The sequence below is a fragment of the Streptomyces sp. NPDC058373 genome (genome assembly GCF_042723275.1).
Taxonomy (GTDB): Bacteria; Actinomycetota; Actinomycetes; order Streptomycetales; family Streptomycetaceae; genus Streptomyces.
On sequence record NZ_JBHXJE010000034.1, the window covers coordinates 6,764 to 19,266 of the forward strand.

9 protein-coding genes and 1 pseudogene are annotated in these 12,503 nt (G+C 72.6%); 6 read left to right on the plus strand and 4 right to left on the minus strand.

The window, feature by feature from the left end; genetic code table 11:
* Positions 1 to 106 precede the first annotated feature (106 nt).
* Positions 107 to 1,387 carry an extracellular solute-binding protein gene (locus tag ACFWMZ_RS19525; protein ID WP_383180894.1) on the minus strand — a complete coding sequence of 427 codons (1,281 nt, stop codon included), beginning with the start codon at positions 1,385 to 1,387 and terminating at the stop codon, positions 107 to 109.
* 328 nt (positions 1,388 to 1,715) lie between these two features.
* Between ACFWMZ_RS19525 and ACFWMZ_RS19530 the strand changes: the two genes are divergently transcribed.
* The 4 genes and pseudogenes from ACFWMZ_RS19530 to ACFWMZ_RS19545 all read left to right on the plus strand — a co-directional run.
* On the plus strand, positions 1,716 to 2,789 hold the full coding sequence (locus ACFWMZ_RS19530; protein ID WP_383180897.1) for a LacI family DNA-binding transcriptional regulator: 1,074 nt from the start codon (positions 1,716 to 1,718) through the stop codon (positions 2,787 to 2,789).
* A 68-nt stretch (positions 2,790 to 2,857) separates the two neighbouring features.
* Positions 2,858 to 3,910 carry a phosphatase PAP2 family protein gene (locus tag ACFWMZ_RS19535; protein WP_383203048.1) on the plus strand — a complete coding sequence of 351 codons (1,053 nt, stop codon included), beginning with the start codon at positions 2,858 to 2,860 and terminating at the stop codon, positions 3,908 to 3,910.
* A gap of 116 nt (positions 3,911 to 4,026) precedes the next feature.
* Entirely contained in the window at positions 4,027 to 4,440 is a 414-nt protein-coding gene (locus tag ACFWMZ_RS19540; protein ID WP_383180902.1) for a hypothetical protein, read from the plus strand.
* A gap of 38 nt (positions 4,441 to 4,478) precedes the next feature.
* A pseudogene (locus tag ACFWMZ_RS19545) lies at positions 4,479 to 4,923 on the plus strand (TetR/AcrR family transcriptional regulator C-terminal domain-containing protein); the annotation flags it as partial.
* Between the two features lie 693 nt (positions 4,924 to 5,616).
* Here ACFWMZ_RS19545 and ACFWMZ_RS19550 read toward each other — a convergent pair.
* Positions 5,617 to 8,625, minus strand: a complete 3,009-nt coding sequence (locus ACFWMZ_RS19550; RefSeq protein ID WP_383180905.1) for a bifunctional [glutamine synthetase] adenylyltransferase/[glutamine synthetase]-adenylyl-L-tyrosine phosphorylase — start codon at positions 8,623 to 8,625, stop codon at positions 5,617 to 5,619.
* A 278-nt stretch (positions 8,626 to 8,903) separates the two neighbouring features.
* Here ACFWMZ_RS19550 and ACFWMZ_RS19555 point away from each other — a divergent pair, with 278 nt between their 5' ends.
* The gene (locus ACFWMZ_RS19555; protein WP_383203050.1) at positions 8,904 to 9,500 is read left to right on the plus strand and encodes a pyridoxamine 5'-phosphate oxidase family protein; all 597 of its coding nucleotides are present in this window, start codon (positions 8,904 to 8,906) and stop codon (positions 9,498 to 9,500) included.
* A 220-nt stretch (positions 9,501 to 9,720) separates the two neighbouring features.
* Here the strand turns inward: ACFWMZ_RS19555 and ACFWMZ_RS19560 are convergent, their stop codons facing one another.
* Positions 9,721 to 11,277 carry an MDR family MFS transporter gene (locus tag ACFWMZ_RS19560; RefSeq protein WP_383203115.1) on the minus strand — a complete coding sequence of 519 codons (1,557 nt, stop codon included), beginning with the start codon at positions 11,275 to 11,277 and terminating at the stop codon, positions 9,721 to 9,723.
* 161 nt (positions 11,278 to 11,438) lie between these two features.
* Between ACFWMZ_RS19560 and ACFWMZ_RS19565 the strand changes: the two genes are divergently transcribed.
* On the plus strand, positions 11,439 to 12,062 hold the full coding sequence (locus ACFWMZ_RS19565; protein ID WP_383180914.1) for a TetR/AcrR family transcriptional regulator: 624 nt from the start codon (positions 11,439 to 11,441) through the stop codon (positions 12,060 to 12,062).
* Between the two features lie 64 nt (positions 12,063 to 12,126).
* On the opposite strand, the gene ACFWMZ_RS19570 is transcribed toward ACFWMZ_RS19565, so the two are convergent.
* Entirely contained in the window at positions 12,127 to 12,501 is a 375-nt protein-coding gene (locus ACFWMZ_RS19570; protein ID WP_383180916.1) for a hypothetical protein, read from the minus strand.
* Positions 12,502 to 12,503: the final 2 nt, after the last annotated feature.

Sequence of the window (12,503 nt, forward strand, 5' to 3'; positions counted from 1 at the left end):
CGGGTGTTCTGGGAGGCGATCGCGAGTCCGAGGCTGTACGTGTGGGAGACGGGGGCGTCGGTCCACCCCCCCGTCCCCCGGCGGCGCCCCCCCGCGGCCGGGTCGGTTACTTGTAGTCCTTCAGGAGCTTGCGGTACGAGTCACCGGTGGACCTGGCGGCCTGCTCGGGCGTGGCCTGGCCGGTGAGGACCTTGGTGTACTGGGTCTGGAGCGGGGCGAAGAGGCTGCCGCCCTCGGGGACCCAGGGGCGCTCGACGGCGGTCTCGACGACCGGCTTGAAGAACTGCACGATCTCGTTGTCCGCGACCTTCGGGTCGCCGTAGACCGAGGAGCGGGTGGGCAGCAGGCTGAGCTTCTCGGTGACCTCGGCCTGGACCTTGGCGGAGCTCATGTACTTGACGAACTCGTAGGAGGCGTCGAGGTTCTTCGACCCGGCGTAGACGGCGTAGTTGTGGCCGCCCTGCGGGGAACCGGCGGTCTTGGAGCCGGCCGGGACGGGGGCGACGCCGAAGTTGGCCTTGTCCTTGAAGGCGTCACCGGCGAGGGTGTCGGTCACGGCCCAGGGGCCGTTGATCGCCATGGCGACCTCGCCGTCCTTGATGGCCTTCTGCATGTTGTCCCAGCCGTTGGTGGCGTCGGTGACGGCCACCTTGGAGTCGACCAGTTCCTTGACGGCCTTGAACGCGTCGACGGCGGGCTTGTCGTCGATGGTGACCGACTTGTCCTTGGTGTTGATCATGTCGCCGCCCTCGCCGTAGAGGAACGACAGGAACCAGTAGGCGTCGTCGCCGCGCAGGTACAGGGCGGCCTTGCCGGTCTTCGACTTGATCGCCTTGGCGGCCTCGGTCAGCTCGTCGAGGCTGGTGGGCACCTCGACGCCGGCCTCCTTGAGCAGCTTCTTGTTGTAGAAGACGCCGACGGAGTCGATGACCTGGGGGACGCCGAAGGTCTTGCCGTCGTACCTGGTGGAGGCGGCGGCCTGCTTGAGGTAGTCGTCCTCCTTGTCGAGGGCGGCGGTGCCGTCGAGCGGGGCGAGGTAGCCGAGCGAAGCGAAGTCCGGGGTCCAGGCGACCTCGGAGCGGATCACGTCGGGGGCGCCGGAGCCGGAGGAGGCGGCGTTCTTGAACTTGTTCTGGGCGTCCGCGAAGGGCACGTTGACGTAGTTGACCTCGACCTTCGGGTGCTCCTTCTCGAAGCCCTCGGCCAGCGCCTTGAAGACCTTGTCCTCGCTGCCGACGGTCGAGGTGTCCCACCAGGTCACCGTGCCGGACAGCTCCCCGCCGCTCTTGCCGGCCGAGCCGCTCTCGTCGGTGGTGTCCCCGCCGCATGCCGTCGCCGCGAGCGCCAGGCCCGCCACGAGCGCGGTAGCCGCTATGCCACGTCGCATCTGTACTCCTTCAAGCACGGTCCCGATCCGGCGAGGGCTGAGGGCAGCCGTGCCTGCCGCTCCTTCGCGGCTCCGGGTCGGCAGGAACGTAACAGGCCTGAAAACTGTCCGAAAGACCTTGCGGGAAATTTCTGCAAGGCGAGCTGATTGTTACCTCCGTGTGTCCGTTCGGTGCACCGATCCCGACCGGGAGGGTGATCTTCGTGGTTGAAAGAGCTTGCAAGGCGTTGCCGTCCCGGACCGCCGCCAGCTCCTGACATCTCCGGAAACCGGTGCGGTGCACGGGGGCGATGGGCAAGCGCGGACCCGGCCGGTACAGTCCCGTGTCATGACCGCGCGACTCGCTGACATCGCAGCCCAGGCGGGGGTCAGCGAAGCGACCGTGAGCCGGGTCCTCAACGGCAAGCAGGGGGTCGCCGCGGCCACCCGCGAATCCGTCCTCGCCGCGCTCGACGTCCTCGGCTACGAACGCCCGGTACGGCTGCGCCGCCGCAGCGCGGGCCTGGTCGGCCTGATCACCCCTGAGCTGGAGAACCCGATCTTCCCGGCGCTGGCCCAGGTCATCGGGCAGGCCCTGACCCGGCAGGGGTACACGCCGGTGCTGGCCACCCAGACCCCGGGCGGCTCCACCGAGGACGAGCTGACCGAGATGCTGGTCGACCGGGGCGTCTCCGGCGTCATCTTCGTCTCCGGGCTGCACGCCGACACCACCGCCGACATGACCCGGTACGACCGGCTGCGCGGGCAGGGCGTGCCGTTCGTCCTCATCGACGGCTTCACCGACCAGGTGCGGGCCCCGTTCATCTCCCCCGACGACCGGGCGGCGATGCGGCTGGCCGTCACCCACCTCGCCTCGCTCGGCCACACCCGGATCGGGCTGGCGCTGGGGCCGAAGCGGTTCGTGCCCGTCGTCCGCAAGACGGAGGGGTTCACGCGGGCGCTGCGGGACACCTTCGGGCTGGACGCCGAGGAGGCGGAGCGGGAGTTCGTCCGGCACTCCCTCTACACGCTGGAGGGCGGCCAGGCCGCCGCCGACTCCCTGCTGGACGGCGGGTGCACGGCGGTGGTGTGCGCCAGCGACATGATGGCCCTCGGCGCGATCCGCGCGGTCCGCCGCCGGGGCCTGGACGTGCCGGCGGACGTCTCGGTGGTCGGCTTCGACGACTCCCCGCTGATCGCCTTCACCGACCCGCCGCTCACCACCGTCCGCAAACCGGTCACGGCGATGGGGCAGGCGGCGGTCCGCGCGCTGCTGGAGGAGATCGGCGGGACGCCCGCGCCGCCCAGCGAGTTCGTCTTCATGCCGGAGCTCGTGGTGCGCGGTTCGACCGCTTCCGCACCCGCCCCGGCGACCCCCGCCCTGGGTGAGGTCCCCCAGGAGGAGATCGTCCGCAAGGCGTAGAGAATGCGGGCCTGACCCGTCCGAGGGATGATCGGTCGGTAGGCGTGATTCTGACAGAATCCCTCCCTATGGGTGAGAGCACAGTGACGACTTCTGAAGGCCGTGGAACGGCCCCCGCCGCCTCGCCCATGGGCCCGGCAGGCGGCGCCGCGCCGGCCTCGGGGCCGCTGCGCCGGCTGCGCACTCCGCGGCGCCCCCGGATCTGGTTCGAGGTCCTGCTCATCGCGGTCAGCTACTGGGTGTACTCGCTCATCCGCAACGCGGTCCCCGAGCAGAAGGCCCAGGCGATGGCGAACGCCGACTGGATCTGGGCGGCCGAACAGCGTTTGGGCATCGCCGTCGAGCAGGGCGTCAACCACGCGGTCAACTCGGTGAGCTGGCTGATCGTGGGGATGAACTACTACTACGCGACGCTGCACTTCGTCGTCACCCTCGGTGTGCTGGTCTGGCTCTACCGCCGCCACCCAGGGCGCTACGCGGCCGCGCGCACGGTCCTCTTCGCCACCACCGCCGTCGCCCTGGTCGGCTACTACCTGTACCCGCTGGCGCCGCCCCGCCTGATGAACGGGCAGAACTTCATCGACACGGTCCTGGTCCACCAGACCTGGGGCTCGATGGCCTCCGGCGACCTGAAGCACATGTCGAACCAGTACGCGGCGATGCCCTCGATGCACATCGGCTGGTCGCTCTGGTGCGGCCTGACGGTCTTCGCGCTCGCCTCGGTGCCGTGGGCCAAGGTGCTCGGCCTGCTCTACCCGGCGCTGACCCTGGTCGTCATCGTCGCCACCGCCAACCACTTCTGGCTCGACGCCGTCGGCGGCCTCGCCTGCCTCGCCTTCGGCTTCCTCGTCGCCCGCCTCTGCTACGGGGCGCACCCGCACGGGCTGCCCCGTCACGTCGGGCGTTCGCGGCAGGGGGACGCTCCTCCCCCGGGCGACCCCGCTCCCGGGGAGCCCGCGCCGCCGGCCGCCGAACCGGCCCTGTCCGCGCCGGCCGAGGCGGCCCCGGCCGGCGCGTCGCGTACCGCCGGGCCCCCACTCACCTGCCCCACGGCCGGGCCCGGCCCGGTGGGCGCCACCGCGCTGACCCACGCCACCCCGGAACCCGCCTCCGAGACCTGACCGGCGGCGCGGGCCCGGCCGGCCCGCCACCCGGACGCCTGGCCAGTCGGGCGAGGCTCGCCGGGAACGGGCGCCCCCGGCGGTATGCCGGAGTCCGGGCCGGGCACAGGCCATGCATGACCAAGAATCACGACGACGGGGCGCCGGACCCCGCGCACCGGCGCCCGGAGGGCATGAGCGACACGGCGGTCGAGGCGCTGGGGGCGCTCTCCAAGGCGCTGGAGACCACCGAGCGGGCCCGCGGCCACCTGTACGCCTTCCACCAGCTCACCGGCACCGCCGACTTCCAGCTCGACGAGGCGGTCCGCCTGCTGCGCGAGGCCGGTCATCCCGAGGAGGCCGAGCGGGTCCGCACCGAGCTGGTGGGGCGGAACGTCACCCCGGGCCACTGGACGTTCCAGCTGGTCGAGGAGTACGACGACGGCTACTACCGCCCCTTCGCCGCCCTGGAGGCCGAGCTGACCGACCGGCTCGCCCAGGGCCGCCGCCACCTCTACGAGGCGGAGCTGAAGCAGCGGCGGCGGTCGTGAGCGGGGCTTTGCCCGGAGCGGTCAGCCGCGGTGCGTGACTGATCCGGGAACGCGTCACCCGCGCCATCGACGCGGACACCCTCGACGGCGTCCCCTGGGACACCGGCCTCCAGGTCTTGGCCCGCTCCTACCGCGCCGCCTTCGCCGCCCACCCCAAGGTCATCCCGCTCCTGACCACCCACCCCGTGCGGGCTCCAGGGATGCGGGACCAGTACGAGCGGGTGGTGCGGGTGATGATGGACGCCGGGTTCGCCGCGGTCGACGTCATGCCGCTCATCACCGCCCCGGAGAACACCGTCCTCGGCTCCGCCCTCGACCTCGCCACCCCCGAGACCATGTGGGAACCGGCCGACGACGACTCCACCCCCCGCCTCAGCCAGGCCCTGGCCGCCATCGGCGAGGGCCGCGCGGACGCCGCCTTCGAGGTGGCCCTCGGGGCGTTCATGGCGTATGCGCGGGGGGGTGCTGGAGGGGTACGAGGGTGAGGCGGGGGCCTTCCGGATGCCGCTCGGGGCCGCACCGGCCGCCCGCGACCACCTCCCGCACCACAGGTCCGCGTCGCAGAAGAGGCAGTGCTCGGGCAGTCCGCGCGCGGACTGCCCAGCAGACGGCCGTGTCCCGGAGGACCCAGTCCCACCCGGTCGCCGGATGGAGGACCCGCACGGTGAAGTCGTGACTGCAAGGATCTGCCGCCTCGTCGGCGAACTCCTCGGCACAGGCGATCCTGGCGGCGTCCTCGGCCTGGGCACGGCCGCGGAAAGTGCCGTCCTCGTTCTCGGCGGACGTCCCCAGCAGGCTCACCCGGCTGAAGGCCTCCGGTCCTGAGCGGGGGCGGCGGTGACCGCCGGCGGGGGCTTCGCCGCCGCCTCAGGGGTGGCCGGGTCCTCGGCACGTTCCGGCGCAGGCACCGTCGGGCGGAAGTCGAGGCTCGGCGCCGGACTCAGCGGGGCGGACGGCTCCAGGGGACCAGGCCGCGGCCTGCCCCTCTCGGCGCCGGACGGCACAGCACTCCCTCTGCAGGACTCACCGCGCAGGTGGGGGGAGGTGACAGGCGGTCAGGACGGGCGGACCCTCCCTGTCTACGCCCTCCCCGCCCCGCCCGGAAGCGGAGAACCGCACCGCTCCCCCGACGGAACGATCACCCCCGCTCCCGCTTTGCCCCAGCTCAGCGGCGTCTCAGTGGGCGGCGGCCCCGTAGAAGACCTCGTCCACCACGGCCCGGGCCCGCCGGGTGGTGCGCCGGTAGTCGTCCAGCATGTCGCCGACGTGGCCCGGCTCGTACCCCAGGTAGCGGGCGACGGCGGCCAGTTCGCGGCCGTCGGCGGGGAAGGTGTCGCCGGGCCTGCCGCGGACCAGCATGACCGCGTTGCGGACGCGGGTGGCGAGGACCCATGCCTCGTCGAGGATGGCGGCCTCCTCGGCGGGGATCAGCCCTGCGGCGCAGGCCGCGGCGAGGGCGGGCCGGGTACTGGGGGTGCGCAGCCCGGGCTCGGCCCAGCCGTGCCGCATCTGGAGGAGCTGCACCGTCCACTCGACGTCGGAGAGGCCGCCCCGGCCCAGCTTGGTGTGGAGGGTCGGGTCGGCGCCGCGCGGCACCCGCTCGGACTCCATCCGGGCCTTCAGGCGGCGGATCTCCCGGGCTCCGTCCTCGCCGATGCCCTCCGCCGGGTAGCGCAGCGGGTCGACCAGCTCCACGAAGCGCGCTCCCAGTTCGAGGTCGCCCGCGACCGGTTCGGCCCGCAACAGCGCCTGCGCCTCCCACACCTGCGACCAGCGCCGGTAGTACGCCGCGTACGAGGCGAGCGAGCGGACCATCGGGCCGGTCTTGCCCTCGGGCCGCAGGTCGGGGTCGATGACCAGCGGCGGGTCGGCGGTGGGGATCTCCAGCAGGCGGCGGAGTTCGGAGACGACGCGGCCGGCCGCTTTGGCGGCCTCCTGCTCGTCCACGCCCTCGCGCGGCTCGTGGACGAAGAGCACGTCGGCGTCGGAGCCGTACCCCTGCTCGTGGCCGCCGAAGCGGCCCATGCCGATGACGGTGAAGCGGGTCGGCAGCGTGTCGCCCCAGCCGTCGCGGACCACGGCGCGCAGCGTCCCGGCGATGGTGGCGGCGTTGAGGTCGGAGAGGGCCGAGCCGACCCGGTCCACCAGGGCGCCGGGGTCGGCCTCGGCGGGGCTCTCCTCGGTGCCGTACGAGCCGATGAGGTCGCCCGCGGCGGTGCGGAAGAGTTCGCGGCGCCGGACACCGCGGGCGACGGCCACGGCGTTCTCGGCACTGTCGGAGCGGCGGACGGCGGCCAGCACCTCCTGCTCCAACTGGGCCCGGCCGCGCGGCTCCAGGCCGCGTACGTCGCCGAGGAGGGCGACCGCCTCGGGCGCGCGCATCAGCAGGTCGGGGGCGAGCCGCCCGGCCGACAGGACGCGGGCCAGGTTCTCGGCGGCGGCGCCCTCGTCGCGCAGCAGCCGCAGGTACCACGGGGTCTGGCCGAGGGCGTCGGAGACCTTGCGGAAGTTGAGCAGGCCGGCGTCCGGGTCGGCGGAGTCGGCGAACCAGCCGAGCAGCACCGGCAGCAGGGTCCGCTGGATGGCGGCCTTGCGGCTGACGCCGGAGGCGAGGGCCTCCAGGTGGCGCAGGGCGTCGGTGGGGTCGTCGTAGCCGAGGGCGACCAGGCGTTCGCGGGCGGCCTCGGTGGACAGGCGCGCCTCACCCGGGGCGAGCTGGGCGACGGCGTCCAGCAGCGGCCGGTAGAAGAGCTTCTCGTGCAGGCGGCGGACGACCCCGGCGTGGCGGCGCCAGGCCCGGTTGAGGGAGACGACCGGTTCGGTGCGCAGGCCCAGCGAACGGCCGAGCCGCCGCAGGTCCCCCTCGTCCTCGGGGACGAGGTGGGTGCGGCGCAGCCGGTAGAGCTGGATACGGTGCTCCATGGAGCGCAGGAAGCGGTACGCCTCGTCGAGTTGGGCGGCGTCGGTCCGCCCGACGTAACCGCCCGCGGCGAGGGCGGCGAGCGCGTCCAGGGTGGTGCCGGAGCGCAGGGACGGGTCGCTGCGGCCGTGCACGAGCTGGAGGAGCTGGACGGCGAACTCCACGTCGCGCAGCCCGCCCGGGCCCAGCTTCAGCTCCCGGTCGATCTGGTGGGGCGGGATGGTGTCGACGACGCGGCGACGCATCTTCTGCACGTCGGGCACGAAGTTGTCCCGCTCGGCCGCCTGCCACACCAGAGGGGCGAGGGTCTCCACGTACGCGGCACCCAGCTCGGCGTCCCCGGCGACCGGGCGGGCCTTCAGCAGCGCCTGGAACTCCCAGGTCTTGGCCCAGCGCTGGTAGTAGGCGAGGTGGCTGGAGAGGGTGCGCACCAGCGGGCCGTTGCGGCCCTCGGGGCGGAGGTTGGCGTCGACCGGCCAGATGGTGCCCTCGACGGTGGTCTCGGAGCAGATCCGCATCAGGTGGGCGGCGAGCCGGTTGGCGGCCTGGAGGGCGGGGGCCTCGTCGGCGCCCTCGGCGGGGTCGGCCGGTTCGGCGACGAAGATGACGTCGACGTCGGAGACGTAGTTCAGCTCGTGGCCGCCGCACTTGCCCATGGCGACGACGGCGAGGCGGCAGCGGGCGGCGTCGTCGGGCGCCGCGGCCTCGGCGATGCGCAGGGCCGCGCGGAGGGTGGCGGTGGCGAGGTCGGCCAGTTCGGCGGCGGTCTCGGCGATGTCGATGGTGCCGCAGACGTCGCGGGCGGCGATGGAGAGCAGGCTGCGGCGGTAGGCGACGCGCAGCGAGTCCGGGTCGGTGGCGTCGGCGAGGCCGCGGGTGAACTCCTCGACGCCCGGGTGGAGGTCGGCCGACTCGTAGATGGCGAGGGCGCGCCAGTCCTGCGGGTGGCGGGCGAGGTGGTCGCCGAGCGCCTCGGAGGCGCCGAGCACCCCGAGCAGCCGGTCGCGCAGCGGTTTCGCGGTGACCACGGTGGAGAGCAGCCGCTGCCGCTCCTCCTCGGGCTCGGCCTCCGCGAGACGGACCAGGCCGAAGAGGGCGAGGTCGGGGTCGGCGGTGGCGGCGAGCGCGTCGAGCAGGACGGAGTCCTCGGCGACCGGAGTGAGCGCCTCGGAGCGCAGCAGCCCCTCGGCACTGGAGGGGTCGGTGAAACCGTGCCGCAGCAGCCGGGTGAACGTACTGCTCCGTCGTCCCTGCGGGATGGTCATGCGCCCGTCTCCCTGCCTGCCCGCGTGCCGGAAATGTGCTGGTCGGGGCGGGCCCTCGGGGTCGGACACGCCCGGCAGGACCCGAGCCTAGCGCCTCGCCCCCGCGGCGCCGGGGGCCGCCGGGCCAGGTCGCCGCCGAAAGAAAGCCCGGAGCGCCGATGAGTTCCGGGGCGCCACCCGGTCGTAAGGGTGACGGCCCCGCTCCGCCGCACGGTTCGCCCGGGCCGCGCGACGGGACGGGGCGTACCGGGCAGCGGGGGACGAGGAGTGTGGGACCGATGAACACGACGAACACCACGAACGCGCGGCACACGGGAGGCCCGCAAGACGGACCCGCCGACCGGCTCGGCGGGACGGCGGCGGACCGGGACCCCGTGTCGGCCACGCTGGACGCCCGCTACAGCGACCCGTCCGCCGAGGCGGTCCCCTGGCCGGTCGCGGCGGACCTGCTGCGCCGGGCGGAGGTCTTCTGGCTGACGACGGTACGCCCGGACGGCCGCCCGCACGTGACGCCGCTGCTGGCCGTCTGGCAGCGCGGCGCCCTGCACTTCGCCACCGGCGCCGAGGAGCGCAAGGCCCGCAACCTCGCCCGGAACCAGCAGGTCATCCTCACCACCGGCACCAACACCCTGGCCGACGGCTGCGACCTGGTGGTGGAAGGCGAGGCGGCACTGGTCAGCGACACGGAACGGCTGACCTCGCTGGCCGCGGCATGGGCTGAGAAGTACGGCGAGGAGTGGCGGTTCGAGGCGGCCGACGGCGCGTTCCACCACCCCGACGGCGGCAGCGCCCTGGTCTTCGCGGTCGCCCCCCACCGAGCCTTCGGCTTCGGAAAGGGCACACCGTTCAGCCAGACCCGCTGGGAGTTCGGCTGAGGCGAACGGCCTCAAACGCCGACCGGGCTGAAAACAGCCCGGCCGGCGCCTGAACCCAAACTCATCCCGGCGGGCGCCTGAGGCCGAACTCAGCCCCATCCAGCCCGGCCGGCGCTTGAGGCCAAATCAAGCCCGGCCGGCGCTTGAGGCCACCCCGCCCCGCCCAGCAGGGGCGAGGAACACCACCGCGCTTACACGTGACGGCGGGCGCACCAGCGCCCTACCCCGCGGCGACCGCGACGGGCTCCTCGCGGTCCCCGCCCCCCTGCCCGCCCTCGGCAAGATCCACACTGTCGCGAAGCCGGGTCGGCGTGAGGAAGAGCGTGGCGACGACGCCGATCAGCGCGATCCCGGCCGAGATCAGGAAGATGTGCCCGGTCGCCTCCCCGTAGGCGGCCCGCACGACTTCCTGGATCTGCGGAGGCATCGCCGCGATGTTGAGCGTCCCGCTCCCGGAGCCCCCGGCCGCCGGGTCGATACCGAGCCCGCTCAGCCCCGCGGTGATCTTCCCGGAGACCTGGCTGGCGAGGACCGCACCGAGCACCGAGACGCCGACGGTGCCGCCGAGCGACCGGAAGAAGGTGATGGCCCCGCTGGCGGCGCCCAGTTCGGAGAGCGGCACGGTGTTCTGGAGGACCAGCACCAGGTTCTGCATCGACATGCCGACACCGGCGCCGACCGCGAGCATCCCCAGCGAGACCCCGATCAGCGAGGTCTTGTGGTCGATCAGGGAGAGCCCGAGGAAACCGGCGGTCAGCAGTACCACACCGGTGATGATGTACGGCTTGACCTTGCCGGACTTGGAGACCAGCCGCCCGGCCACGGTGGAGGAGATCAGCACGCCCGCCATCATCGGGATGGTGAGCAGCCCCGCCTCGGTCGGCGAGTAGCCGCGCCCGATCTGGAAGTACTGGCCGAGGAAGACGGCCCCGCCGAACATCGCCATGCCCACCGCGAGGGAGGCGACGATGGCGAGCGCGGGGTCGCGGCGGCGCACCACGTGCAGCGGCACGATCGGCTCGGCGACCTTGGCCTCGACCGTGACGGCGGCCCCCAGCAGGAGGACGCTGCCCGCGACCATGGCGAGGGTCTGCCAGGAGACCCAGTCGAAGTTGTTGCCGACGAAGGTGACCCAGAGCAGCAGCAGGGAGACCCCGGCGGCGATCAGCGCGGCGCCCAGGTAGTCGACCTTGGTGTCGGGGCGCTTTATCTCGTCCAGGTGCAGGGTGCGGGCCAGCATCACCAAGGCGATCAGGGTGAAGGGCACCGCGATGAAGAAGCACCAGCGCCAGCCGAGCCAGGAGGTGTCGGTGATGAAGCCGCCGAGCAGCGGCCCGCCGACCGTGGCGACGGCCATGACACCGCCGAGGTAGCCGTTGTACCGGCCGCGCTCCTTGGGACTGATCATCGCGGCGATGATCACCTGGACCAGGACCTGGAGGGCGCCCATGCCGAGGCCCTGGATGACGCGGAAGCCGATGAGCTGACCGGTGTTCTGCGCGAAGCCGCAGGCCAGCGAGGCGACAATGAACAGGCCGATGGCGATCTGGAGCAGCAACTTCTTGCTGAACAGGTCGGCGAGCTTGCCCCAGATGGGCGTCGAGGCCGTGGAGGCCAGCAGCGTCGCGGTGACCACCCAGGTGTACTGCGACTGGGTGCCGTCGAGCGAGCCGATGATCTGCGGCAGGGCGACGGAGACCACGGTGCCGCTGATCATCGCCACGAACAGGACGACCAGCAGACCGCGGAAGGCGCGCATGACGTGCTGGTGGTCCATCGGGGCGGCGGCCTTCGGCGGGGCGGCCGTGTGTGCGCTCACGCGCAACCTCCGGAGGTGATGAGCAGATGAGGTGACTGATTCACCATACATGCACACTGGGCAAGTTTGCTCGCCCTGCAATAATGCCCACTGGGTAATGAGCGAGTAATATCTGCCCCATGGACAGCACCGAGGAGACCCCGGCGGCCACCCCCGACGCACCACTGGGCCTGCGCGAACGCAAGAAGGCCGCCACCCGTCAGGCCGTCCACGAGGCGGCCATGCGGCTCACCCGCGAGCACGGCCTGGACCACGTCACGGTGGAGGCCATCGCCGACGCCGCCGGCATCTCCCGGCGCACGTTCTCCAACTACTTCGCCGGCAAGGAGGACGCCCTCCTCTACGGCAAGGAGCAGTACATCCAGCGCCTCCTCGACGCGGTACGCGACCGCCCCGCCGAGGAGACCAACTGGCAGGCCCTGCGCGCCGCCACCCAGGTACTGCGCGGCCCCCGCCTCGATCCCCCGCGCCGCGAATGGGCCCAGCAGACCCGCCTCGCGATGAGCCACCCCTCCCTCCTCGGCCGCCAGCTCAGCACCCTCGCCACCCTCGAAAGCGACCTGGCCGCCACCCTCACCGCCCGCCACCCCACCGACCCGGTCCGCGCCCGCGTCATGGCCGCCGCCTTCCTCGTGGCCCTCCGCATCGCCATGCAACTCTGGATCGAGGAGAACGAGCAGTCCGAGGACCCGATGGAGCTGATGATGATCACGCTGGACGAGATGGGCGAGAAGTTCGAGTGAGGGCGCGAGAACGGGGTGTGGGGCCCAACAGCGCCCCACACCCCGTTCTCGCCCGGGACTCAGCTCAGCGCGAGGCCGGGGCGGCCTGCTCGATCGCCTCGAAGATGTCGGCGTCGGTCTCCCGCTGCCACTCCGGAAGGTCGGGCCAGTCGGCGACATACCCGGGCTTCGGCTCCTCAAAATGCTTGTACATCTGAGCCGTCCAGCACGTCGCGACGAACCGGCTCTTCTGCTCCCGCGAAAGCCGTGCCGCCTTTCCGCCGCTCACTTCCAGGAACTGCCGCACCTGTGCGAACACGGCTCCGGCGGCCTCCCGCTCCCATTCCGGGGTGTCCTCCCACGGCGTGACGTAACCGGCCTTCGGCTCCCCCGGAAAATGCCGCCGCACCCCCGCGATCCAGCTCTCCCGAAACAGTCGTGCGCCTTCGCTCTGCGACATGC